Source organism: Cupriavidus sp. UGS-1, assembly GCF_021213615.1.
Lineage (GTDB): Bacteria > Pseudomonadota > Gammaproteobacteria > Burkholderiales > Burkholderiaceae > Cupriavidus.
On record NZ_JAJQJF010000014.1, the window covers coordinates 17763 to 41152 of the forward strand.

Annotated in this window: 21 protein-coding genes, 1 tRNA gene and 2 pseudogenes; 7 read left to right on the forward strand and 17 right to left on the reverse strand. The window is 67.5% G+C overall.

Annotated features, from left to right (window positions below; all coding sequences use genetic code 11):
- Positions 1-85: 85 nt before the first annotated feature.
- The 3 genes from LRR16_RS17535 (at position 86) to LRR16_RS17545 (ending at position 3557) form a co-directional block, all read left to right on the forward strand.
- Positions 86-1168, forward strand: a complete 1083-nt coding sequence (locus LRR16_RS17535; RefSeq protein WP_232206684.1) for a tripartite tricarboxylate transporter substrate binding protein — start codon at positions 86-88, stop codon at positions 1166-1168.
- Positions 1169-1181: 13 nt separating this feature from the next.
- Positions 1182-2642 carry an amidase gene (locus LRR16_RS17540; RefSeq protein WP_232206685.1) on the forward strand — a complete coding sequence of 487 codons (1461 nt, stop codon included), beginning with the start codon at positions 1182-1184 and terminating at the stop codon, positions 2640-2642.
- A 96-nt stretch (positions 2643-2738) separates the two neighbouring features.
- A complete protein-coding gene (locus tag LRR16_RS17545) occupies positions 2739-3557 on the forward strand; it encodes an aminoglycoside adenylyltransferase family protein (protein ID WP_232206686.1) in 819 nt (272 codons plus the stop codon).
- Between the two features lie 19 nt (positions 3558-3576).
- On the opposite strand, the gene LRR16_RS17550 is transcribed toward LRR16_RS17545, so the two are convergent.
- Positions 3577-4800: an MFS transporter gene (locus LRR16_RS17550; RefSeq protein WP_232206687.1), complete on the reverse strand. Its 1224-nt coding sequence runs from the start codon at positions 4798-4800 to the stop codon at positions 3577-3579.
- A 295-nt stretch (positions 4801-5095) separates the two neighbouring features.
- Between LRR16_RS17550 and LRR16_RS17555 the strand changes: the two genes are divergently transcribed.
- Positions 5096-5746 (forward strand): LysE family translocator, encoded by a 651-nt coding sequence (locus LRR16_RS17555; protein WP_006576437.1) that lies wholly within the window; start codon positions 5096-5098, stop codon positions 5744-5746.
- Positions 5747-5764: 18 nt separating this feature from the next.
- Here the strand turns inward: LRR16_RS17555 and LRR16_RS17560 are convergent, their stop codons facing one another.
- Positions 5765-6373, reverse strand: coding sequence for a GNAT family N-acetyltransferase (locus LRR16_RS17560; protein ID WP_232206688.1), 609 nt, complete (start codon positions 6371-6373; stop codon positions 5765-5767).
- Positions 6374-6409: 36 nt separating this feature from the next.
- Here LRR16_RS17560 and LRR16_RS17565 point away from each other — a divergent pair, with 36 nt between their 5' ends.
- A complete protein-coding gene (locus tag LRR16_RS17565) occupies positions 6410-7210 on the forward strand; it encodes an APH(3'') family aminoglycoside O-phosphotransferase (protein WP_232206742.1) in 801 nt (266 codons plus the stop codon).
- On the opposite strand, the gene denD is transcribed toward LRR16_RS17565, so the two are convergent.
- The 15 genes and pseudogenes from denD to LRR16_RS17640 form a co-directional block, all read right to left on the reverse strand.
- A complete protein-coding gene (gene denD / locus LRR16_RS17570) occupies positions 7177-8205 on the reverse strand; it encodes a D-erythronate dehydrogenase (protein WP_232206689.1) in 1029 nt (342 codons plus the stop codon). The genes LRR16_RS17565 and denD overlap by 34 nt on opposite strands.
- Before the next feature lie 70 nt (positions 8206-8275).
- A complete protein-coding gene (gene otnI / locus LRR16_RS17575; RefSeq protein WP_232206690.1) occupies positions 8276-9058 on the reverse strand; it encodes a 2-oxo-tetronate isomerase in 783 nt (260 codons plus the stop codon).
- Between the two features lie 54 nt (positions 9059-9112).
- Positions 9113-10435 carry an MFS transporter gene (locus LRR16_RS17580; RefSeq protein WP_006576442.1) on the reverse strand — a complete coding sequence of 441 codons (1323 nt, stop codon included), beginning with the start codon at positions 10433-10435 and terminating at the stop codon, positions 9113-9115.
- 93 nt (positions 10436-10528) lie between these two features.
- Entirely contained in the window at positions 10529-11167 is a 639-nt protein-coding gene (locus tag LRR16_RS17585) for an aldolase (protein ID WP_064576478.1), read from the reverse strand.
- Positions 11164-12483, reverse strand: coding sequence for a 3-oxo-tetronate kinase (gene otnK, locus LRR16_RS17590; RefSeq protein WP_006576444.1), 1320 nt, complete (start codon positions 12481-12483; stop codon positions 11164-11166). The genes LRR16_RS17585 and otnK overlap by 4 nt, the downstream gene beginning before the upstream one ends.
- Before the next feature lie 55 nt (positions 12484-12538).
- Positions 12539-13435: pseudogene (ltnD, locus tag LRR16_RS17595) on the reverse strand (L-threonate dehydrogenase); the annotation flags it as partial.
- Positions 13436-13468: 33 nt separating this feature from the next.
- On the reverse strand, positions 13469-14173 hold the full coding sequence (locus tag LRR16_RS17600) for a FadR/GntR family transcriptional regulator (RefSeq protein ID WP_006576446.1): 705 nt from the start codon (positions 14171-14173) through the stop codon (positions 13469-13471).
- A gap of 180 nt (positions 14174-14353) precedes the next feature.
- Positions 14354-15214 (reverse strand): annotated as a pseudogene (locus tag LRR16_RS17605) (cation diffusion facilitator family transporter); the annotation flags it as partial.
- 15 nt (positions 15215-15229) lie between these two features.
- A complete protein-coding gene (locus tag LRR16_RS17610) occupies positions 15230-15448 on the reverse strand; it encodes a hypothetical protein (protein ID WP_232206691.1) in 219 nt (72 codons plus the stop codon).
- Positions 15449-15737: 289 nt separating this feature from the next.
- A tRNA-Leu gene (locus LRR16_RS17615) sits at positions 15738-15822 on the reverse strand.
- Between the two features lie 123 nt (positions 15823-15945).
- Complete coding sequence (locus tag LRR16_RS17620) at positions 15946-16320, reverse strand: HNH endonuclease (protein ID WP_006576448.1); 375 nt, start codon at positions 16318-16320, stop codon at positions 15946-15948.
- 22 nt (positions 16321-16342) lie between these two features.
- Positions 16343-17212, reverse strand: a complete 870-nt coding sequence (locus LRR16_RS17625) for an NAD(P)-dependent oxidoreductase (RefSeq protein ID WP_232206692.1) — start codon at positions 17210-17212, stop codon at positions 16343-16345.
- A 74-nt stretch (positions 17213-17286) separates the two neighbouring features.
- A complete protein-coding gene (locus LRR16_RS17630; RefSeq protein ID WP_232206693.1) occupies positions 17287-18477 on the reverse strand; it encodes an ABC transporter substrate-binding protein in 1191 nt (396 codons plus the stop codon).
- Positions 18478-18538: 61 nt separating this feature from the next.
- On the reverse strand, positions 18539-19744 hold the full coding sequence (locus LRR16_RS17635; RefSeq protein WP_232206694.1) for a class I SAM-dependent methyltransferase: 1206 nt from the start codon (positions 19742-19744) through the stop codon (positions 18539-18541).
- Positions 19741-20682: a CysB family HTH-type transcriptional regulator gene (locus tag LRR16_RS17640; protein WP_006577802.1), complete on the reverse strand. Its 942-nt coding sequence runs from the start codon at positions 20680-20682 to the stop codon at positions 19741-19743. Before LRR16_RS17640 ends, LRR16_RS17635 begins: the two co-directional genes overlap by 4 nt.
- A 157-nt stretch (positions 20683-20839) precedes the next feature.
- Here LRR16_RS17640 and LRR16_RS17645 point away from each other — a divergent pair, with 157 nt between their 5' ends.
- Together LRR16_RS17645 and LRR16_RS17650 are read left to right on the forward strand one after the other, a co-directional pair.
- Positions 20840-21613 (forward strand): sulfite exporter TauE/SafE family protein, encoded by a 774-nt coding sequence (locus LRR16_RS17645; protein WP_006577803.1) that lies wholly within the window; start codon positions 20840-20842, stop codon positions 21611-21613.
- 75 nt (positions 21614-21688) lie between these two features.
- The gene (locus LRR16_RS17650; protein WP_232206695.1) at positions 21689-23368 is read left to right on the forward strand and encodes a nitrite/sulfite reductase; all 1680 of its coding nucleotides are present in this window, start codon (positions 21689-21691) and stop codon (positions 23366-23368) included.
- The last annotated feature ends 22 nt before the right edge of the window (positions 23369-23390 follow it).

The window sequence follows — 23390 nt, forward strand, 5'->3', positions numbered from 1 at the left end:
TGGATAGATGGTATCCCGCGGCGCTGTTGCTGGCGAGGCCGACCGGCACAAGAATGGGTTGCATCGAACCGGGGAGGAGACAGCGATGATTCCCAGCACCAGAGTTCCGCCCACCAGAGGCCCCGCAGTGTGCTCGACCAACACCAAGGCATCCATGCGGCGCGCGTGGACCGTCCTTGTCCCCGAAGGCATCGTCGCGACGCTGCTGGCAGTCGCCTTGCTGACGCCGGCTTTGCCGAGGTTGGCATTCGGGGCCGGCAACGGCGCCTTTCCGACCAAACCGGTGACCATCGTCAGCACGTTCTCGGCGGGCAGCGGACCGGATGCGATGATGCGCGCCGTCGCCGAAAAACTGGCGCTCCAATGGAAGACGCCCGTCGTCATCGAGAACCGGCCGGGCGGCGCGGGCTTCATTGCCATCAACGCGGCGCGCGCGGCGGCGCCGGATGGCCATACGCTGCTGCTGCACGATGGCGATGCATTGAGCGCGCTGCCGCATCTGTTCAAGAGCCGCAATTTCCGCGTGTTCGATGCCTTCGAGCCGGTCGGCGTGCTCTACAGCACGCCGTTCTTCGTGGTGGTGTCGTCGTCCTCCCCGTGGAAGACCGTCGGCGATCTGCTCGCGGCCGCGAAGGCCAGACCGGGCAAGGTCAGCTTTGGGACCTGGGGCGTCGGCAGCACGGCGCATCTGCAGTCCGCGCTGCTGGAGGCGCAGGCCGGCGTCAGGATGCTGCACGTGCCGTACAAGGAGATGGGGCAGCTCTATACCGGCGTCAGCACGGGCGAAACCGACTGGGCGTTGGGGGCGAGGGCGTCGACCGAGTTCGTCTATCAGCCCGGTCGCGTCCGCTATCTCGCGGTGACGAGCCCGCAGCGGCTGCCTGCCATGCCCGATGTGCCGACGCTGGCCGAGTCCGGCGGTCCGGCCCATGCGGTGCCCAGCGGTTTCGTCGCGCTGATGGCGCCGAAGGGCACACCCGCGGCGATTCTCGACAGGATCAACAAGGATCTGCTCGCCGCCGTCGCCAGCACGGACGTGCAGGCGCGCTACAAGACCTTCAGTTTCGAGGCCACACCGTGGAGCGGCGCGCAGATGCGCCGTGCGATCGAGACGCGCAGCGCGACCTATGAGCAGGTCGTCCGCCAGAACGGCATCAAGCTCGATTGAGGAACGGACGAGCATGCGAAGGAAGCCCAACGACATCGGCCCCGCAGCCCGGGCGGCATCGCTGCCGGCGGCATTGTGGCAATGGGACGCCGCCGACTTGGCGGCGCAGATTCGCGCCGGCACGGTGTCGAGCGTGGAGGCGGTCCACAGCGTGTACGAACGCATCGACGCCATCAATCCGCGTCTCAATGCGATCGTCCATGCGGATCGCGAGCGGGCGCTCGAAGCAGCAAGGCGGGCCGACGCATTGCGTTCGGCTTCGCCGGACCCGCTCGGACCGCTGCATGGCGTACCGGTGACGATCAAGCTCAACGCCGACGTCGAAGGCGAGGCGACGACCAACGGCGTGCCGGCCTACCGCCGCCGCGTGGCGCGCGAGGATGGTCCCGTCGTTGCGAACCTGCGGCGCGCCGGTGCGATCGTGGTCGGGCGGACCAATGTGCCGCCCTTCTCGTTTCGCTGGTTCACCGAGAACCCGCTGCACGGCAGGACGCTCAATCCCTGGAACGCCGATATCACGTCGGGCGGGTCCAGCGGCGGCGCGGCGGTGGCGGTCGCCGCGGGCATGGGCGGGATCGCGCACGGCACCGACATCGCCGGCTCGATCCGCTATCCGGCCTATGTCAACGGCGTGGTCGGCTTGCGGCCCACCCCTGGACGCGTGCCGGCCTATCAGCCGACCGCAGATCCGCGCCTCGCCGGCCTGCAGCTGTTCTCGGCGCAGGGGCCGCTGGCGCGATGCGTCGACGACGTCGAGCTCGGATTCCGTGCCATGGCATCGAGCGGATCGTGCGATCCGACGTGGGTCGGCATGCCGCTGGATGTCCCGGACGACGCGGCGCCTGTCAGCGTGGCGTGCGTGGACGAGATTCCCGGCGCCCGGCTCGCTCCGGAAGTGGTACGCGCCCTTGGGAAGGCAGCCAGCGCGCTGCAGGCGGCCGGCTACCGCGTCGAACGGGCCGTGCCGCCCCGGCTCGACGAAGCGCTGGATATCTGGCTGGCCATCGTGATGACGGAAGTCCGGATGGGAATGATGGCGGCCGTCGAGGCGACGCGCGATCCGACGATCATCGCGTCGGTGAGGCACATGGCCGCGTGTGCGCCACCGCCGGACCTGCGCACCTATGCCGCGGCCTTCGCGCGGCGCGATGCGCTTCGGCGCGAATGGAATGCGTTCCTCGACCGCTATCCGCTGGTGCTGATGCCGACATCCTGCCGTCCGCCGATGCCGTGGGGCGAGGATCTGCACGATCTCGAGCGGATGCAGATGCTGCTGCGGGATCAGTCCCCGTTGATCGGCGTCGCCGCGATGAGCCTGCCGGGTTTGCACCTGCCAACCGGTATCGACAACGGACTGCCGAGCGGCGTGCAGCTGGTGGCCGCAAGCTTCCGCGAACAGCGGCTGCTCGCAGCCGGCAGGGTGATCGAGCGGGATGCGGGGATGCCGAGGGCTTATGACGCGCCGGAACGGTGAGCCATGGACGCGCGCGCTCGTGGACCTGTGGGGAGAGCGGCGGCAGCGCGCTAGTATTGCGGTTCCATCGAACATCGCCAACGACGCCACTGCACCATGCCGCCGCTTGCCAACGAGCCGGTCCCGATCGAAGTCCGGCGCATTCTCGATGTCGTAGTCGGCGCGCTCGGCGACAACATCGCCGGCGCCTATCTGTTCGGCTCCGCCATCGTGGGCGGGCTGCGGCCGGACAGCGATGTCGACCTGCTGGTGCTCACGCATCGAACGATGGCCGCGCAATGCCGCAGGCAGTTGGTGCAAGCGTTGATGAAGGTCTCCGGCGCGCGCGCGGAGAGGGGGCCGGCCCGCAATGCCGAAGTCACGATTGTGGTGCTCGACGACATCGCGCCGTGGCGGCACCCGGCGCGGAGCGACCTCGTCTATGGCGAATGGCTGCGCGACGAGTTCGAAGCGGGCGCGGTGCCGGCGCCGAGCACCGACCCCGATCTGACGCTGGTGCTGGCCACGGCCCTGCAAGGCCACCGCGCATTGATCGGCCCGGCGCTTGCCGAATTTCTTCCAGCGATTCCCTACACCGATATCCGGCGCGCCATCGCGGACAGCCTGCCGGCGCTGGTGGCGAACGTCTGCGGCGACGAACGCAACGTCATGCTGACGCTGGCCCGCATGTGGGTCACGCTGGCGACGGGCAAGATCGTGCCGAAGGACGAGGCTGCCGACTGGTTGCTGCCGCGCCTGCCGCAGGGCCAGCGCGCGCTACTGGCGACGGCCCGCGATGCCTATCGTGGCGATGGCGGCGATGGCGGCGATGGCGCCGATGAGGCCTGGCACGAACGCGGGGCAGACGTCCGCGCCTGGGTCAACGATGTCAGCCAGGCGATCGCGCGGATGCTGCACGAGGGCGGCGACGCATGAGCACTCATGCCATCGCGTGCTAGGCGGTGCGTTTCGGCTGGACCGCCATCAGCATCAGCGCAATCACCGCCAGGGCCAATGGCGCGAACGATACCCACAACACCGTATCCCAGTCGTAGGCCGCCAACAGTCCCCCGGAGGCAAACGAGCCGAGCGCCATCGTGCCGAAGACGATGAAATCGTTGAAGGACTGCACCTTGGTCTTTTCCTCGGGCCGGTGGCATTCCAGCACCAGCGCCGAGGCGCCCACGAAGCCGAAGTTCCAGCCGAGCCCCAGGAGAATCAGGGTCAGCCAGAAGTGGGCCACATCGATGCCGGTCAGGCCGATCGCGGCGGAAACGCCGGTCAGCAGCAGGCCCGCCGTGACGACGCGCTGCGCGCCGAAGCGGGTAATCAGCCGGCCCGTGAAGAAGCTCGGTCCATACATTGCGATCACGTGCCACTGCAGACCGAGGTTGGCGTCTTCCTGCGAATGGCCGCACAGATGCATCGCCAGCGGCGCCGCGGTCATCAGGAAGTTCATCAGCATGTATGACACGGCGCCGCACATGACCGCGGTGACGAACAGCGGCTGGCGCGCGATCGTCGACAGCGGCCGCCCCTTCGCGACTTCCGCCGCCGTCGGCATCGGCAGCCGCACGCCCCACAGCACCAGCGCCGACACCAGCGCGACGACGGCCTGCATGACGAAGGTCGCCGCGAACATGTGCGGCGGCCACAGATGCATGGTGTGCGTGACCAGCTGTGGTCCGACGACACCGGCGACGACGCCGCCTCCCATCACGAAGGACAGCGCACGCGGGCGCAGCGCAGGCGAGACGCCGTCGGCCGCGGCGAAGCGGAACGACAGCACCACCGCCGCATAGGCGCCGCCGAAGAACGTTGCCAGGCAGAACAGCCAGAACGAACTCCACACGACGGCGGCGGCCGCCAGCAAACCGACCAGCACGCCGCAGGCGGTGCCGGCCAGGAACGAGGCGCGTCGGCCGTAGCGGCGCGCGATGGCTCCCGTCGGCAGGATGCACGCCGCCATGCCGACAACGAAGATCGAGATGGGCAGCGTGGCCAGCGTCTTGTCGGGGGCCAGCATGTCGCCGACGATCGCGCCGGTCGCATAGACCACGACGGAATTGGCACCGGCCAGCGCCTGCGCGACGGTCAGGCGCAGGATATTGCCGCGCTGGTCGCGCTCGGAGAGTTCGGCGACGGAATCGCTCAGTGCGGCAGGGGCGGCGTTCGACAAGACAATACCTCGGAGAAATGGGGATTCGCGCTCGGCACCGTGGGTCGATGGCGGAATTCCGGCGGGACGACAGGCGATTGTTGGCGGATTATCCCCGACCTGCAAACAAGATTAAGTATCGATCAGCGAAAGAATAGCTTTATCGATGTGGAAGTCGTCGCGCACGAGTCGATCGGAGCGGCGGCGCCGGCGCAAGGGAAAAACATGCTGCACCGCACGACCGGGCGAGAAACGGTCCTGCGGTAGAGTAACGGTTCTTCTTCCCCCCCGATGCTCGCCATATGGAGACCGAGCCATGGAATTCGTTATCCCCAGTACCGCAAATCTGGTTCTGTTCGTCAGCGCCGCCCTGGTGTTGTTGGTGATTCCAGGCCCGGCCGTGCTGTACATCATCGCGCAGTCGGTGGAGCAGGGCCGCAAGGCCGGGATGGTGTCGGATCTCGGCATCCATACGGCCACGCTGGTACACGTGCTGGCCGCCGCGCTGGGGTTGTCCGCGTTGCTGGCCTCGTCCGCCGTGGCGTTCAGCATCCTGAAGTATGCCGGTGCCGCCTATCTGATCTGGCTGGGGCTGAAGAAGATCTTCGGCCGTCCGGCGCCGGTCGTCGTCGATGCGGTGCCGCAGCAGCGGCGCTACGCCCGGCTGTTCCGCGACGGCTTCATCGTCAACCTGCTCAATCCCAAGACGGCACTGTTCTTCCTGGCCTTCCTGCCGCAGTTCGTCGACGTCAGCCGCGGCCACGTGGCGATGCAGATCGTCTTTCTGGGCCTATTGTTCACGCTGCTTGGCCTGATCAGCGATGCCTGCTACGCGCTGGCCGCAAGTGCGGCGGGCCGCTGGCTGCGCCAAAGCCGCGGCTATCTGACGTTCGAGCGCTACGTCGGCGGCACGCTGCTGATCGGGCTGGGCATTACTGCAGCGTTTGCCGGGAACGGCAAGAAATAGTCGGCGCCGCCGAAGGCGTTACCGAATCCGGATGTCGGCCGCGCCGCCGCCGGTATCCTGCCGGACCGCGGTCCAGTCGGCCCGCGTCAACCGGTACACGCAATGCGCTTTGAGCGGATGGCCATCGGGTACGTTCGGGTGGTCGAAGGTCTGCGCGCAGCGCCGCATGCCCAGCCGTTCCATCACCGCCTGCGAGGGCTGGTTCAGCAAGGCGGTGAACGACACGATTTCGTTCAGGCCGAATACCTCGAAGCCGGCCCGCAGGGCGGCGCGCGCGGCCTCGCTGGCGTAGCCCCGTCCCCAGTATTCAGCCGCAAGGCGCCAGCCGATCTCCACGCACGGCGCGAAGGGTAACGGCGCGCCTGGGATGTTCAGGCCCACCATGCCGATAAACGCGCCATCCTGCTTGCGCTCCACCGCCCAGAACCCGAACCCGTGCGCGGCAATATGCGCGCTGCAGCGGTCGATCATCGCGTCGCTGGCGGCGCGGTCAAACGGCGCCGGAAAATAGCGCATGACCCGGACATCGGCATTGAGCGCGGCAAAGGGATCGCTGTCGGAAGCCTGCCATGGGCGCACGATCAGACGGGGTGTTTCGAGCTGGATGGGGCGCGGACCCGGATGCATTTGGCGTTTCCGTTCGCATCAAGAAGGGAGGGAAGTATGACACTGCCCGCGGCACTGGCCGATCACGGCCGTCTTCGCTGGATGCCGGTCAGCATGGGCGAATCGGGCGATCTTGTCTATCGCCGCGATGACGGCCGGGCCTTCGCCAAGGTCGTGCCGGAGTCCCGCTCGGCAGAGCTCGCCGGCGAGCGCGATCGGCTCGCCTGGCTGGAGGGTCAAGGGATTGCCTGCCCGAAGGTACTGGACTGGCGAGAAGCGGGGAACGAAGTGTGCCTGGTGATGACAGCCGTGCCAGGCGTGCCCGCGGCCGATTTGCCCGGCACGGATCTGCTCGAGGCATGGCCGTCGATGGTGCGCGAGCTTGGCGCGCTGCACGCGTTGTCGTCGGGCCAGTGCCCGTTCGAACGCAGCCTGTCGGCGATGTTCGCGCGTGCCGTGGACGTGGTGAACCGCGATGCAGTCAATCCAGACTTTCTGCCCGACGAGGACAAGCGCACGCCGGCCCCGGAACTGCTGGCGCGGGTCGAACGCGAGCTGCCCGTCCGCCTTGCGCAAGAGGCCACCTCTACGGTGGTCTGTCACGGCGATCCCTGCCTGCCCAACTTCATGGTCGATCCGCACACGCTGCGATGCACGGGCATCATCGACCTGGGTCGGCTCGGCCGGGCGGACCGCTATGCCGACCTCGCCTTGATGGTGGCCAATGCCGAGGAAAGCTGGCAGACACCGCAGCAGGCGGAACAGGCCTTCGCCATGCTGTTCGACACCCTCGGGCTGACGGCCGATCGCGAACGATTGGCCTTCTACCTGCGGCTCGATCCGTTGACCTGGGGGTGAATGGCGCCCGCCGTCCGCGTTCCCTGGCGCAGCTCGTCCTCGATATAGGCCCGGATCACATCGGCGAAGCCGGCGTCGCCGCGCAACCCCAGCTGCTCGGCGCGCGTGGTGTCCCAGCGGCCCGGCCAGCTGCCGACGATCTGCTGCACGCGGGCGTCGGGCTCGCGGCGAATGCGGTTGGCGGCCTCGTCGCCGGCCACTTCCCGCAGCGCGGCGATCATCTCATCCACGGTCACGGAAACGCCAGGCAGATTGACGATGCGCCGATTGCCCAACCGTTCGCCCGGCAGCTCGCTGCCGGCAATCAGCGCCTCGATGGCCCGGCGCGGCGACAGCAGCCACAGCCGCGTGGCGCCCGGCACCGGGCAGATCGCCTCCTCGCCATTGAGCGGTTCGCGGATGATGCCGCTGGCAAACGACGATGCGGCGGCATTGGGCCGGCCCGGACGCACGCTGATGGTCGGCAGCCGCAACACGACGCCGTCGACAAAGCCGCGCCGGCTGTAATCGGACAGCATCAGTTCGGCAATCGCCTTCTGCGTGCCGTACGACGATTGCGGATTGAGCGCGGTATCGTCGCGCACCACCTCGGGCAGCACGCCGCCATAGACGGCCACCGAGCTGGTGAACACCACGCGCGGGCGATGGCCGCGGGCCCGGCATACTTCGAGCAGCGCGCGCGAGGCATCGAGGTTGATGCGCATGCCCAGGTCGAAATCGGCCTCGGCCTGGCCGCTGACGATGGCGGCCAGATGGAACACCACCGCGGTATCGCGGTCGATCGCGCGTTCGAGCAGCGCGGGATCGGCGATATCGCCGACCAGCGCGGTCACGCGCTGGTCGCCCAGATCGTTGCCTGGCACGACATCGACCAGCACCAGTTCCGTGATGGGAGCCGCCTTGCCGTCGGGACCGGTCAGCTCGCCGCGCGACAGCAGCTGTTTGGCCAGACGCTGGCCGAGAAATCCGGCGCCGCCGGTGATCAGTACTTTCATGATGCGTTGCCTTGTTGAATCGCGAGATCGGCGGGCAGCCGGCCGTGAATGTGCCAGCCGCCCGCAATGATTACCGCTGCAGCCAGGGGCGCAGCCACCCAAGCCCCTCGGTGGTACCTGCCCTGGGGCGATATTCGCAGCCGATCCAGCCCTGGTAGCCAAGCGCGTCGATCACGTCGAACAGGTAGGGATAGTTCAGTTCGCCGATATCCGGCTCGTGCCGTTCCGGCACGCCGGCGATCTGGATATGACCGATGCCGGCGATGTCGCGCCTGAGCTTGGTCGCCACATCGCCTTCGACGATCTGGCAGTGATAGCAGTCGAACTGCACCTTGAGGTTCGGCGCGCCGATCTCGCGGCAGATCGCTTGCGCATCGTCCTGGCGGTTCAGGAAGAAACCCGGGATATCGCGGGTGTTGATCGGCTCGATCACCACCGTGATGCCGTCGGCCTGCGCGGTGCGGGCGGCGTACTCCAGGTTGCGCAGATAGATGGCGCGCTGCTGGTCGCGCGACACGCCCGGCGCCGCAAGGCCCGCCATCACGTGCAGCTTGTCGTTGCCCAGCACGCGCGCGTAGTCGAGCGCCGTATCGATGCTGCGCCGGAATTCGTCTTCCCGTCCGGGCAGCGACGCGATGCCGCGTTCGCCGCCGGCCCAGTCGCCCGGCGGCGCATTGAACAGCGCCTGTTGCAGGCCATTGGCATCGAGCCGCGACTTCAGCTCGGCCGCCGGAAAGTCGTAAGGAAACAGATACTCCACGGCGCGGAAGCCATCGTTCGCGGCCGCGGCAAAACGGTCCAGGAACGCGTGCTCGTTGTACATCATCGAAAGATTGGCGGCAAAGCGTGGCATGGCAGCAAGTCGGGATGGAGTGGAGGAAGGCGGCGCTAGCGCGCCGCGTCCATATTAGCGGTTGACCAGCCTGGCCGGCGTCAGCCAGACGGCGACGGCACCGAGCACCAGCATGCCGGCCAGCACATACATGCCGGCTGCCGTGCTGTTGGTGGCATCGCGCAGGAAGCCGATCAGATAGGGGCTGGCGAAGCCGGCCAGGTTGCCGATCGAATTGATGATCGCGATACCGGCCGCGGCGGCGCTGCCGGCGAGGAACGCGGTCGGCAGCGACCAGAACAGCGGGGCGCAGGTCAGCACGCCGGCGGCCGCCACCGACAGCGCGACGATGGACAGCGTGGTGTTGCCGGTGGCGGAGGCGGCGATGGTGAAGCCGACGGTGCCCATCAGCGCCGGCACGATCAGATGCCAGCGCCGCTCGCGGCGCTTGTCCGCGCTGTGGCCGAACAGGTTCATCGCGACGATGGCGACCACGAAGGGAATCGCGCTCAGCAGCCCGATTTCCAGCGTGCCCGTGATGCCGGTCGATTTGACGAAGGTCGGCATCCAGAACGTCAGACCGTACTGCCCCGATACGAAGGCGAAGTAGATCAGCGACATCCACCACATGCGCGGGTCACGGAACACCGCGCGCAGCGAATGCGCGTGCTGTTGCTGCTCCTGCGGCTGCGCGGCGATCTCGTCGGCGAGCAGCGTCTTCTCGCGCTCGGTCAGCCATTTGGCGCTGCGGATGTTGTTGTCCAGATAGAGGATCGTCGCGATGCCGATCAGCACCGCCGGGATTGCCTCCAGCACGAACATCCATTGCCAGCCGTGAAAGCCCGCGCCACCGTGGAAGCTCTCCATGATCCAGCCGGACAGCGGATTGCCGAAAATGCCCGATACCGGAATCGCCGACATGAACACCGCGATGATCTTGGCGCGGCGGTGCGATGGAAACCAGTAGGTGAGGTAAAGGATCACGCCAGGATAGAAACCGGCCTCCGCCAGGCCCAGCAGGAAGCGCAGCACATAGAACTGCGTCGGCGTCGTGACGAAGGCGAACATCGCCGACAGGATGCCCCAGGTGATCATGATGCGGGCGATCCAGATGCGCGCGCCGATCCGGTGCATCAGCATATTGCTCGGCAGTTCGAACAGGAAGTAGCCGAGGAAGAAGATGCCGGCGCCCAGGCCGAACACCGTCTCGCTGAAGGCCAGGTCCTGCGACATCTGCAGCTTGGCGAAGCCGACGTTGACGCGGTCCAGATAGGCCACCACGTAGCACAGCATCAGGAACGGCACGATGCGCCAGAACACCTTGCGGTAGGTCAGGTCGAGTTCGGCTTTGTCGGGTGCGTCGACGTAGGCGGCCGCGGCCGCGTCGTAGGCTGTCATCGGTTGTCTCCTATGGATTGTGTCGGGCCGGCTGTCGCGCCGGCGCCGGTGTGCGTAATCAAGGCCCGTGCACACCGCGGGCTGGCGCGTCCGCTACCAGCGTGCGCCGAAGGTCTGGCGTAGTTCTTCAAGCGCCGCGGCGTCGAGCGGCGCGGGCTTGGGATCGGTCATCAACCACAGGCGTGCGGTTTCCTCGAGCTCTTCGAGCGCCCACGACGCTTGCGAAACCGACGGGCCCCACACCACGGGGCCCAGCCGGTCCAGCAGCACGCCGCGCACGCGCGCGGCCAGCGCGGCCACTTGCGCCGCGACCTCGGGGTCGCCCGGGCGGCGATAGCGCAGCAGCGGAACATGGCCAACCTTCATCACGTAGTAGGGCGTGATCGGCGGCAGCACGTCGTCGTCGCGCCAGACGCCCGCGAGCGTCAGCGCGACCAGATGGGTCGAATGCGTATGCACCACGCCGTGCGCGTTCGGGTCGTTGGCATAGATGCCGCGATGCAGCGCCAGCGTCTTCGAGGGCCTGTCGCCGGACACGTGCTGGCCGCTGGCGTCGACCTTGGCGATGCGCGCCGGGTCCAGCCGGCCCAGGCAGGCATCGGTCGGCGTAATCAACCAGCCGTCGTCGAGCCGCGCGCTGATATTGCCGGCGCTGCCGACCGCATGCCCGCGCGCATACAGGCTCGCGCCGATCGTGCAGATCTCCTCGCGCAGGCGGGCTTCCTCGCTCATTGGATGCCTCCTTCCAGCTGGCGCAGCGCCTTGGCGAAGAAATCGACCGCGCCGAAATTGCCCGACTTGAGCGCCAGACCCAAGGGCTCGGTGTCGATGGTGGCGGTGGCCGGCACGCCGGGATCGATCTGCGCGCCGATCTGCAGCGATTTCACGTCGAGTGCCTGCACCACGGCGCCCGACGTCTCGCCGCCGGCAACCACGAACTTGCGCACGCCCATCTCGCGCAGACCGCGCGCGATGGCAGCCAGCGTGGCCTCCACCAGTTGGCCGGCCTCCGCCACGCCGAGCGCTCGCTGCACGCTGCGCACTTCGTCGGGCGTGGCGGTGGCATAGATCAGTACCGGCTCGGGCAGATGCGATCGGGCAAACGCCAGCGCCTGCTCGACCACCGCTTCGCCGCGCGCCACCGCGAGGGGGTCGATGCGGAAACTCGGCCTGGCGTCAGCTCCGTTCCCGTTCCCGTTCCCGCGCCACGCTGCCACCTGCTGGTTCGTCGCTTGCGACGCGCTGCCTGCCAGCACCGCGGCATGGCCTTCGATGCGGGGCAATTGCGCGGCATCGGCGCGTTCCGCCAACAGACCCGCGCGGCGGAAGTTGGCGGGCAGGCCGAGCGCGATGCCCGAGCCGCCGGTCACCAGCGGCAGATCGGCGCACGCTTCGCCGAGCACGTGCAGATCTTGGTCGGACAGCGCGTCGGCAATCGCCAGCCGTACGCCATCGGCGCGCAACTGCGCGATCGCCTCGCGCACCGCGGCCGCGCCGGCGGCGATCGTGTCATAGCGGATCAGGCCGACCCTGTCGCGGGTTTGCCGTTGCAGCACGCGCACCAGATTGGCATCGCGCATCGGCGTCAGCGGATGGTTCTGCATGCCCGACTCGTTCAGCAGCGTGTCGCCGACGAACAGATGGCCGCGAAAGACCGTACGGCCGTTCTCCGGAAAAGCCGGACAGGCGATCGAGAAGCCGGGCTGTTCCAGCGCATCGAGCAGGGCCTCGGCCACCGGGCCGATATTGCCGGCATCGGTAGAGTCGAAGGTCGAGCAGTACTTGAAGAAAAATTGGTGGCAGCCCTGTTCGCGCAGCCAGGCGAGGGCGGCCAGCGATTGCGCAATGGCCTCGGTTGCCGGGATGGTGCGCGATTTGAGCGCCACCACAATGGCGTCCGCTTGCAGCGGCGCCGCGGACGGCGGCACGCCGATGGTCTGCACGGTTCGCATGCCGCTCTTGACCAGCATATTGGCCAGATCGGTGGCGCCGGTGAAATCGTCGGCGATACAGCCCAGAAGCGGGCGAGGCGAGTTGGAGTGGGACATGAATGGGCGGGGGATAACGGACAGCGGCAACGAACGGCGCTCAGCCTGTTTTGAATCAGCGTGAGGGCGGCAGCGTGATGCCGGGGAAGGTCTTGATCACCGCGGAATCGTCCTCGCCGCCATGGCCGGCGCTGGACGCGCTCATGAACATCTGATGCGCGGTGGCCGACAACGGCAGCGGGAATTTGCTGCGGCGGGCGGTATCGAGCACCAGGCCCAGGTCCTTGACGAAGATGTCGACGGCGGACAGCGGCGTGTAATCGCCTTTGAGGATATGGGGCACCCGGTTCTCGAACATCCACGAGTTGCCGGCGCTATGGGTGATCACGTCGTACAGCGCGTCCGGATCGACGCCCTCGCGCAGCCCCAGCGCCATCGCTTCGGCGGCAGCCGCGATATGCACGCCGGCCAGCAATTGATTGATGATCTTGACCTTGGAGCCGGCACCATGCTGCTCGCCAAGTCGATAGACCTTGCCCGCGATGGCCTCGAGCACGTCGTCGCAGGCGGCATAGGCGGCCGCCGGCCCCGACGTCATCATCGTCATCTCGCCCGACGCCGCGCGCGCCGCACCGCCGGACACCGGCGCGTCGAGCATCAGCAGGCCCGCCGCTTCCAGGCGCACGCCAAGCTGCACGGCAAATTCCGGCGCGACCGTCGCGCTGGCAATGACCACGCTGCCGGCCTTCATGCGGGCCACCGCGCCTTGCTCGCCGAACAGCACCGCTTCGGTCTGCTCGGCATTGACCACCAGCGTCACCACCACGTCGCACTGCGCACCCAGTTCGGCCGGCGTGGCGCAGGCGATGCCGCCTTCGTTGGCGAAGGCGCGCAGCACCTCGTCGCGCACGTCGCAGGCGTGAACGCGAAAGCCCGCGCGCAACAGCGAGCGCGCAACGCCCAGGCCCATGGCACCGAGGCCGATGACTCCAATATGTCGTGACATGATCTGTCTCTGGTTGGCGCGAGCCGCCGCGGCGGCCGCTCAGCAGATGCCGGCTTGCGACAGCCGGCGCTCGGCGTTGTACAGGTGGGTCAGGGCGGCATTGCGTGCCGCCATCGGGTCGCGCGCACGGATCGCGTCGACGATGGCCGCGTGTTCGTCGCGCACCTGACGCGAGAAATCGTCGCGCGTCGCCTCGTTGCGGCGGGTCACCGCGACCCCGGCCTCGAGGTACTGGTTCAGGAAATTCAGCGTCTTGATGAAGTAGGGGTTGCCGGTCACCGCGGCGATCTTGCGGTGAAAGGCGACATCCTCGGCCACGCCATCGCGTCCGGCGGCCGCCGCCTCGTCGATATTGGCCAGCGCCGCGTCGATCTCGGCGATATCCCGGTCAGTGCAGCGCCGCGCGGCCTCCGCTGCAACCTCCGCCTCGATGGCGCGGCGCACCGCCAGCAGATGCGGCATCGAGCTGGGCTCGATCGCCTCGGCGTAATCGATCCGCAACGGCCGGATCGCGCCATGCTCCTTGACGAACACGCCGCTGCCCTGGCGCGGCTCGACCACGCCTTCGTTCTTGAGCCGCGAAATCGCCTCGCGAATCACCGTACGGCTAACGCCGAACTGCTGCGCCAGCACGGCCTCGGTGGGCAGCTTGCCGGTCGCGGCAAAACTGCCGATCTCGATCTGCTTGAGCAGTTGCTGAGCGACGGTGTCGCTCATCGCGGGGGCGGAGACCTTGTCGAACATGGCTTGGGCCGGTGTGATGCCTTATCAGGTAATAAGGTCATCATACAAATTTGAGGGCGGCAACCGTTATTGGGGACAACCCTTGCAACGCTAGAGGATTCTTTGCGTCACCTAAGCGAACACCTTTGCCAACGAGCCTTGCTGGCGTAAGCCGCCTGCAGCAGCGCAAGGCGCTTGGTATCAGCCGGTATCACGCGATTTGATACTTCTCGCCGTCGACGATACCGAACCAGGTTTTTCTGGAGTCGTTGCCCCTGTCCCGCTCGGCTCGGCGGCCGCGGCCAGCAGCCGCGCCTCGATGTAGATCCGTTTGACGGAGGGATAGCGCAAACGAATCTGCCGTTCCACCCTTTCCACCGAGCGCGCGATCTCGGTGCCGCGAGCGCCGGCACGGAACTGGACGTCGAGCGCTACCAGTACATCGTCGGGACCGAAATGCATGGTCAGCGGCCGCGCGGCGTAATCGATGCAAGGGTCTTCGTGTGCCAGGCGCTGAATACCTTCGGCCATCTCGCGGTTCACGCTTTCCCCCACCAGCAAGCTGCGGCTTTCCCGGACCAGCACCGTAGCGACGCCGGTAAGCAGCACGCCAATCACCAGCGATGCCGCGCCGTCCAGCACCGGCATGTTCCAGCGGTGGCTCGCATAGATGCCCGCCGCAGCGATCACCAGTCCAGCGAGCGCCGCGGCGTCTTCGGCAAGCACGGTGACGGTGGTGGGATCCTTGCTGCTGCGCAGCGCCGTCCAGAACGGCGTGGCGCCCTTTTCGCGATTGAACTCGCGCAGCGCAATGGCAAAGCTGATTCCTTCGAATATCGCGGCGCAGGCCAGCACGATGTAATTCCAGTGGGGATCGCGCAATGGCTCGGGATCCATCATGTGAAGCACACCTTCGTAAGCCGAAATGCCGCCGCCCAGGCCAAAGATCAGCACCGCGACGATCAAGCTCCAGAAGTACAGCTCCTTGCCGTAGCCAAACGGATGCTGCGGATCGGCCTTGCGGCGACTGCGCGACAGACCGACCAGCAGTAGTAGCTCGTTGCCGGTATCGACGGTCTAGTGGATCGCTTCAGAGAGCATCGCGGAGCTGCCCGTGACACTGGCGACAATGAATTTGGTCACGGCGATGGCGAGGTTGGCCGCGATCGCGCCGTAGATGGCGAGGGGAGATTTGCGCGACGCGCTGGCCGGCGAGGGCGGCGCCGGTTCAGATGGCGAGGCATCCTTGAGCGCCGCGCCGGTGACAGGAGGGGGCCACGGATGACGTCCTGACATGCAGTCTTCGTGTCGTGACAGCAGGAATACGACGGGTCAAGCAACAGTTGTACCTTGGCCGCATCCGCGCCTGAAAAAAGCGAACGGACCTCAATGGCGCCCGCGATGACGTCGATCGAACGGTAAATGCTTCATGCCGATGTATTGGTCGCAACCGCAAGCCGGCGCGGCGGGCAGAGCCGATAGCAGCATGCCAATGCACAGTCCGACACCGGACGTATGGGATGTTATGGGAAGCAAAAACCCCCGCAAAGCGAGGGTTGACGGCGTCTCTGGACTTCTTGGGATTTGGTGCCCGGGGTCGGACTCGAACCGACACGCCTTGCGGCGGGGGATTTTGAGTCCCCTGCGTCTACCTGTTTCACCACCCGGGCGGGGTGCGCGATCGTGCCGGAGGGTTGCCGGAGAAGCGGCGGGGGCACTGCGCTGAGCAGCGGATTATGCCGCAAATCGCCTGACGGGACAACCGAGGGCGGCCTGCCGCGGGGCGGCGCGGTCTAGCGCCGGCGCTTGTCGTTGGTCCAGCGGTTGCGGTCGTAATACTCCGGCGGCTTGCGGGCGATCCAGCGGATGAAGTCGGCCATGGCGGGGTGGCCGCGCAGCTTGTCCCAATCGTGGAATTCGGTGGCGAGCTCGGCTTCGGTGAAGACCGAGTGGATCTTCTGGTGGCAGACCCGGTGCATCGGCACCACCTCGGTTCCGCCGCGGGAGCGGGGCACCGGGTGGTGCAGGTCGGTGCTGGGGCCCGCGATCAGTGGCCGCCCGCATAGCGGGCAGGTCTCGAGCAGGGCTGGCGTGTCGGCCGGGGCCGGTGGTCCGTGCTGATCGCCGCGGCCGGCCTTGCCCACGCGAAGATGGCGTTTGACGACCATGCCCGGCCACTTTCATGCCGAATCAGCCCTGATCCTCCAGCACCCGCAGCAGCGACGAGGTGTCGTCCTTGCCCCAGCCGTTGCGCATCAGCGTCTGCAGCTGCGCGGCGGTGGCCTGCATCGCCGGCAGCGCCAGCCCGGCTTCGCGGGCGACGTCGGCGGCCAGGCCAAAGTCCTTGTCGTGCAGGCGCGCCTGGATGCCGGCGGCGAAATCGCGGGCGACCATCTTCGGTCCCATCATGTCCAGCATGCGGCTGCCGGCCATGCCGGTCGACATCGCCTGCAGCACGCGCTGCATGTCGACCTGCTGCGACTGCGCGAAGCGCATCGCCTCGGCGATCCCTTCGATATTGACGACCTGCGCGATCTGGTTGCACAGCTTGGCGACCTGGCCCGCGCCGTTGTCGCCGATATGCGTGATGGTCTTGCCGTAGCAGGCGAGCAGCCGCTGCACGCGTTCGAGGACTTCCGCCTTGCCGCCGACCATGATGGTCAGCGTGCCGGCTTCGGCGGCGACGGTGCCGCCCGACACCGGGCAGTCGAGCGCCTGGATGCCGCGTTCGGCCAGCGCCTGGGCGATCTCGCGCGTGACCACCGGCGAGATCGTGCTGTGGTCGATGCAGATCGTGCCCGGCGCGGCGCTCTCGATCACGCCGCCTTCGCCGAGCAGAACCATGCGGACATCCTCGGACGAGGTCACGTTGGTGAACACGACCTCGGCGCCGCGCGCCGCCTCGGCCGGGCTGAAGAACGGCTCGGCGCCCAGTTCGCGCGCCGCGTCGGCGGCTTCGGGCCGGCGCACGGAGGCGCGCACCGTATGGCCGGCCGCGAGCAGATGGCGCACCATCTGCGAGCCCATCGCGCCCAGGCCGATAAAGGCAATGGTAGTCATGTCGACAGCTCCTTCCTGATCTTGTTGTGCGCGGCAGTGCGCGTTCGCCCGTGCCGCGCCCGGCAATGCCGGCCTTATTGTCCCGCGTAACTGAACTTGCCGTTGCGGATCACGCCCATCACGCGCGAGCGCTGATCGAAGCCCTGGTGGTCGCGCGGGCTCAGGTTCAGCACGCCGTTTGGCACGGTCAGATTGGCGGTGGTTTCCAGCGCGTTGCGCATCGCCGCGCGAAATTCTTTGGTGCCCGGCTGCGCGCCGGTCTTCAGCGCGCGCCGTGCGGCGTCATCCAGCAGTTGCCACGCGCCCCAGGCATCGCCGGCAAATTGCGTGATCGAATCCGCGCCGTACTTGGCCTCGTAGCGGGTCACGAAGTCGAGCGCGACCTTCTTGACCGGATGGGTGTCGGGCAACTGGCGAGCGACCACCACCGGGCCGGTCGGAAACAGCGTCCCTTCGACGTCCTTGCCGCCCATGCGCAGGAATTCACCGGTGGCGATGCCGTGGGTCTGATAGACCTTGCCCTTGTAGCCGCGCTCGCCCAGCGTCTTCTGCGGCAGCACCGACGGCGTGCCGGCGCCTGCGATCAGGATCGCATCGGGGTTGGCCGCCATCAGCTTCAGGACCTGGCCGGTGACCGAGGTGTCGTTGCGCGAGAAGCGCTCGCTGGCGACCACGCGGATCTTGCGGACCTCGGCCAGCTTGGAAAACTCTCGCCACCAGCTCTCGCCGTAGGCGTCGTTGAAGCCGATGAAGCCGACCGACCGCACGCCGTGATTGCTCATGTGCTCGGTCAGCACGGTCGCCATCTGCGAGTCGTTCTGCGGCATCTTGAAGGCCCAGCGGCGCTTGGGGTCGGTCTGCGGCTCGACGATCGCGGCCGAGGCGGCCAGCGCAACCATCGGGGTCTCGCCTTCCGATACCGCGTCGAGCGCGGCCAGCGCGGTGGGCGTGATGTTCGGGCCGACGATCACGTCGACCTTTTCCTCGGAGATCAGCTTGCGGACGTTGCGCACCGCGGCGGACGGGTCCGAGCCGTCGTCGAGCAGGATGTACTCGGCCTTCTGGCCGCCGAGCGTCGCCGGCCACATCAGGATCGTGTTCTTCGACGGAATGCCGATCGACGCGGCGGGGCCGGTGGTCGACACGTCGATGCCGACGCGGATGTCGGCGCGCGCGGCACCGGAGCACAGCGCGCCGGCGGCGGCAAGCGCCAGCGCGGCAACGCGCAGCGAACGTCGCAGGCGGGGCAGGGTGGATCGTGGCATTGGGGTCTCCTCCTTCGGCTTGTTGGCTTTTCTCTCGCGTCTGCTTCTATTGAGTACGGAGTCAACCTGGCCGGGCGGCGGCCTTCGGCGCGAGCCGCCACAGCGAGGTCGTCTCCGCGGCGCGGGCCGCGTGCAGCGGATCGTCGGCATCGGCGGCACGGGGATGGCGCGGCTTGATGTCGATGCGGCCCAGCACCTGCAGGCCGGCGGCGTCGATCATGCCGAGCAGCGCCTCGCGCGTGCGCAGGCCCTGATGTTCGGCCAGGTCCGACAGGATCAGCCAGCCTTCGCCGTCGTCGCTCAGATGCGCGGCCAGGCCGGCCAGAAAGCCGCGCAGCATGCGGCTGTCCGGGTCGTAGATCGCGTGCTCGATCGGCGCATTGGCGCGTGCCGGCACCCACGGCGGATTGCAGACCACCAGCGGCGCGCGGCCGGACGGAAACAGGTCCGCCTGCACGATCTCGACCTGTCTGGTCAGCCCAAGCCGGCCGATATTGTCGGCGGCGCAGCCCAGCGCGCGCGGGTCCTGGTCGGTGGCGACGACGCGGGCGATGCCGCGCCGGGCCAGCATCGCGGCCAGCACGCCGGTACCGGTGCCGATATCGAAGGCCAGCGATTCGCGCGCCAGCGCCTTGGGCAAGGGCGCCTGGCCGACCAGGTCGACATACTCGCCGCGCACCGGCGAGAACACGCCATACCAGGGATGGATGCGGTCGCCCAGCGCCGGCACCGGCACGCCCTTCTTGCGCCACTCGTGCGCGCCGATCAGGCCGAGCAGTTCGCGCATCGACGCGACATAAGGCTGGTCGGCCGGACCGTAGGCCTCGGTGCAGGCTTCCCGGACGTCCGGGGCGCGCCGCAGCGGCACGGAGTGATCCGACTCGAACGGCAGCAGCAGCATGCCGAGCGTGCGGGCGCGCTGCGCCTGTGCCTGGCGATGCAGATGGAAGGCCTCGGCCGGGGTGGCCGGCGCGGGCTTGGCCTTGGCCTGGCGCTGCGCCGGGCGCGGCTTGCGCTCGACCCGGCGCGCCATCGCCTGCAGCAGCTGGCGCGCGTTCTGGAAGTCGCCGCGCCACAGCAGCGCGGTGCCCTCGCAGGCGAGCCGGTAGGCGGTATCGGCGTCGGTGCGGTCGTCGGCGATCACCACGCGCCGCGGCGGCGGCATCCCGGCCTCGGAGCGCCAGCGCGCGCGATGCGGCACGCCTTCCTCGGTCCACTCGATGATGGGCTCGGCCTCCGGCCGTTGCTCGGGTTGGTGTGCGCTCACAGTTCGTAGGCCTCGTGGTCGCCCGACATCGCCTGCTCGACCAGCTTGCGGTTCAGCGTCGGCGAAAACAGTTCGATGAAGGTATAGACGAAGCTGCGCAGGTAGGCGCCCTGCTTGACGGCCAGGTGCGTCACATTGGTGCCGAACAGGTGGCCGGCCGGAATGCCGCGCAGATTGCGGTCCCGCTCGGGATCGAAGGCCACGCCGGCGACGATGCCGATGCCGAGCCCGATCTCCACATAGGTCTTGATCACGTCGGCGTCGATCGCCTCCAGCACGATGTCCGGCTGCAGGTGGCGCAGCTCGAACGCCTTGTCGATCTTGGGGCGGCCGGCGAAGTTCGGGTCGTAGGTGACGATCGGATAGCCGATCAGGTCCTCCAGCGACAGATGCGGCTTGTCCAGCAGCGGGTGGTCCGGCGGCGTCACGATGGTGTGCTGCCATTGATAACCGGGCAGCGACACCAGGTTCTTGTCGCCCGAAATGCCTTCCGTGGCGATGCCCAGGTCGGCCTGGTCGTGCAGCACCATGTCGGCGATCTGAGCCGGGTTGCCCTGCTGGATCGACAGCCGCACCTTCGGGTAGCGCTTGGTGAACTCGCCGATGACCCGCGGCAGCGCGTAGCGGGCCTGCGTGTGCGTGGTGGCGATCGTGAAGTTGCCCTGGTCCTGGGCGGCGTAGTCCTTGCCGACCCGCTTCAGGCTCTCGACCTCCTGCAGGATCTTCTCGACCGAGGTCAGGATTCGGCGGCCCGGTTCGGTCAGGCTGCGGATTCGCTTGCCGTGACGGGTGAAGATATCGACACCCAGCTCTTCTTCGAGCTCGATGATCGCCTTGGAAACCCCTGGTTGTGACGTATAGAGCGCTTTAGCGGCTTCGGTCAGGTTGAAGTTCTGACGGACGGCCTCGCGCACGAAGCGGAATTGGTGCAGGTTCATATATCGTCGTCCGTATAAACAAACAACTTCTTATTAGTTTGAGATATGAGGCGAGTTTATTACGATTTGCGAACTTTGTTAATGAACGGCTAGTCCCCGTGCGCCCGGCGTTACAAGGCCGGTGCGGCCCGGCGGGGACCCACTTCGGTGCGCCCCCATGTCCCTGGCCTTTACCGTTTCCGGTCTGTTGGTAGGCGTCCTCGTCGGTCTGACCGGCGTGGGCGGGGGCTCGCTGATGACGCCGCTGCTGACCCTGCTGTTCGGCTTCTCGCCGGCCACCGCGGTCGGTACCGATCTGGCCTTCGCGGCGATCACCAAGGGCTTCGGCACGCTGGCACACCGCGCCCACGGTCATATCCAATGGCAGGTGGTCAAGCGCCTGTGCCTCGGCAGCCTGCCAGCGGCGCTGGCGGCCATCCTGGTGCTCAAGAGCGCCGGCGAACTCGACGCCGGCTGGCTGCACGCGATCCGTCTGTCGATCGGCATCTCGGTGATCCTGACCGTGCTGTCGCTGCTGTTCCGCCGCCAGCTGCTGGAGTGGCTGGCCCGCAATCCCCGTTTTCAACTGGAAGGCCGCGCCCAGGCGGTGGCCACCGTGATCGTCGGCGTCGTGATCGGCGTGCTGGTCACGGTGTCGTCGATCGGCGCCGGCGCGGTCGGCGCGACGCTGATCCTGCTGCTGTATCCGCGCATGAAGCCGGCCGAGGTGGCCGGCACCGATATCGCCTACGCGGTGCCGTTGACCGCGCTGGCCGGGCTGGGCCACGTGTGGCTCGGCACCGTCGACTGGAACCTGCTGATGGCGCTGCTGGTGGGCTCGATCCCCGGCATCTGGCTGGGCGCGCAGCTGTCGCGCGCGCTGCCGGAGCGGCTGGTGCGCGGCGCGCTGGCCACCACGCTGACGCTGGTGGCGATCAAGCTGGTTTCCTAGCGCCGGTGTCCTTGCCCGGCGCCCTTACGAACGAAACACCAACGAACACGAACGCATACTGAACGGACCCACACCATGTATCAGTACGATGAATACGACCAGCGCATCGTTGCCGAGCGCGTCGCCCAGTTCCGTGACCAGGTGCGTCGCCGCCTGTCGGGCGAGCTGACCGAGGAAGAATTCCTGCCGCTGCGCCTGCAGAACGGCCTCTACATGCAGCGCCACGCCTACATGCTGCGCGTGGCGATTCCCTATGGCCTGCTGGCGTCGAAGCAGCTGCGCATGCTGGCGCACCTGGCGCGCCACTACGACCGCGGCTACGGCCACTTCTCGACGCGCCAGAACATCCAGTACAACTGGATGGAGCTCGAGCGCGTGCCCGATGCGCTGGCCGACCTGGCCTCGGTCCAGATGCATGCGATCCAGACCTCGGGCAACTGCGTGCGCAACATCACCACCGACCACTTCGCCGGCGTCGCGCCGGACGAGGCGGTGGACCCGCGTCCGCTGGCCGAGCTGCTGCGCCAGTGGAGCACGTTCCAGCCGGAATTCGCCTTCCTGCCGCGCAAGTTCAAGATCGCGATCTCGGCCTCGAAGGACGACCGCGCCGTGGTGCAGATGCACGACATCGGCGTCTACGCGTACCGCAACGCGGACGGCGAACTGCGCCTGAACATCCTGGCCGGCGGCGGCCTGGGGCGTACCCCGATCCTCGGCACGATCATCAAGCACGATCTGCCGTGGCAGCACATGCTGACCTATATCGAGTCGGCCATCCGCGTCTACAACCGCTATGGCCGCCGCGACAACAAGTACAAGGCCCGCATCAAGATCCTGGTCAAGTCGCTCGGCGCCGAGAAGTTCGCCGAGGAAGTCGAGGCCGAATGGCAGCACAGCAAGGACGGCCCCGGCACGCTGACGCAGGCCGAGTTCGACCGCGTCGCGCAGTATTTCGCGCCGCCGGCCTATGACAAGCTGCCCGACACCGATACCAGCTTCGAGAAGCATCTGCTCGAGGACAAGGCCTTCGCCCGCTGGGTCCGCCGCAGCGTGCACGGCCACAAGGTGCCCGGCTATGCCGCGGTGACGCTGTCGACCAAGCCCGGCGTGGCCGCGCCCCCGGGCGACGTGACCGCCGAGCAGATGGAGCTGGTCGCCGACTGGGCCGACCGCTACGGCTACGGCGAGCTGCGCGTCGCGCACGAACAGAACCTGGTGCTGCCGGACGTGCGCAAGCGCGACCTGTACGATCTGTGGCAGCTGGCCAAGGCCAACGGCCTGGCCACGCCGAACATCGGCCTGCTGACCGACATCATCGCGTGCCCCGGCGGGGATTTCTGCTCGCTGGCCAATGCCAAGTCGATTCCGATCGCGCAGGCGATCCAGCAGCGCTTCGACGATCTGGACTTCGTGCACGACCTCGGCGAGGTCTCGTTGAACATCTCGGGCTGCATCAACGCCTGCGGCCACCACCACGTCGGCAACATCGGCGTGCTCGGCGTCGACAAGGACGGCGAGGAGTGGTACCAGGTCACGCTCGGCGGCGCGCAGGGCAACGAGACCGCGCTGGGCAAGGTGATCGGCCCCTCGTTCAAGGCCGAGGAAATGCCGGACGTGGTCAGCCGCATCATCGAGACCTTCGTCGAGCACCGCATCGAGGACGAACGCTTCATCGACACCTTCGCCCGCATCGGCGTCGCGCCGTTCAAGGAACGCGTCTACGCGAACAAGCAGCGCGAACGGGCCGAAGCTTGAGCCCCACGGCAACGACGAACGC

Bases quoted from the DNA above. Each gene is read 5' to 3' on its own strand.
- LRR16_RS17535 (WP_232206684.1), top strand. From the start codon at position 86: ATGATTCCCAGCACCAGAGTTCCGCCCACCAGAGGCCCCGCAGTGTGC.
- LRR16_RS17540 (WP_232206685.1), top strand. From the start codon at position 1,182: ATGCGAAGGAAGCCCAACGACATCGGCCCCGCAGCCCGGGCGGCATCG.
- LRR16_RS17545 (WP_232206686.1), top strand. From the start codon at position 2,739: ATGCCGCCGCTTGCCAACGAGCCGGTCCCGATCGAAGTCCGGCGCATT.
- LRR16_RS17555 (WP_006576437.1), top strand. From the start codon at position 5,096: ATGGAATTCGTTATCCCCAGTACCGCAAATCTGGTTCTGTTCGTCAGC.
- LRR16_RS17560 (WP_232206688.1), bottom strand. From the start codon at position 6,373: ATGCATCCGGGTCCGCGCCCCATCCAGCTCGAAACACCCCGTCTGATC.
- LRR16_RS17565 (WP_232206742.1), top strand. From the start codon at position 6,410: ATGACACTGCCCGCGGCACTGGCCGATCACGGCCGTCTTCGCTGGATG.
- denD (WP_232206689.1), bottom strand. From the start codon at position 8,205: ATGAAAGTACTGATCACCGGCGGCGCCGGATTTCTCGGCCAGCGTCTG.
- otnI (WP_232206690.1), bottom strand. From the start codon at position 9,058: ATGCCACGCTTTGCCGCCAATCTTTCGATGATGTACAACGAGCACGCG.
- LRR16_RS17580 (WP_006576442.1), bottom strand. From the start codon at position 10,435: ATGACAGCCTACGACGCGGCCGCGGCCGCCTACGTCGACGCACCCGAC.
- LRR16_RS17585 (WP_064576478.1), bottom strand. From the start codon at position 11,167: ATGAGCGAGGAAGCCCGCCTGCGCGAGGAGATCTGCACGATCGGCGCG.
- otnK (WP_006576444.1), bottom strand. From the start codon at position 12,483: ATGTCCCACTCCAACTCGCCTCGCCCGCTTCTGGGCTGTATCGCCGAC.
- LRR16_RS17600 (WP_006576446.1), bottom strand. From the start codon at position 14,173: ATGTTCGACAAGGTCTCCGCCCCCGCGATGAGCGACACCGTCGCTCAG.
- LRR16_RS17610 (WP_232206691.1), bottom strand. From the start codon at position 15,448: ATGTCAGGACGTCATCCGTGGCCCCCTCCTGTCACCGGCGCGGCGCTC.
- LRR16_RS17620 (WP_006576448.1), bottom strand. From the start codon at position 16,320: ATGGTCGTCAAACGCCATCTTCGCGTGGGCAAGGCCGGCCGCGGCGAT.
- LRR16_RS17625 (WP_232206692.1), bottom strand. From the start codon at position 17,212: ATGACTACCATTGCCTTTATCGGCCTGGGCGCGATGGGCTCGCAGATG.
- LRR16_RS17630 (WP_232206693.1), bottom strand. From the start codon at position 18,477: ATGCCACGATCCACCCTGCCCCGCCTGCGACGTTCGCTGCGCGTTGCC.
- LRR16_RS17640 (WP_006577802.1), bottom strand. From the start codon at position 20,682: ATGAACCTGCACCAATTCCGCTTCGTGCGCGAGGCCGTCCGTCAGAAC.
- LRR16_RS17645 (WP_006577803.1), top strand. From the start codon at position 20,840: ATGTCCCTGGCCTTTACCGTTTCCGGTCTGTTGGTAGGCGTCCTCGTC.
- LRR16_RS17650 (WP_232206695.1), top strand. From the start codon at position 21,689: ATGTATCAGTACGATGAATACGACCAGCGCATCGTTGCCGAGCGCGTC.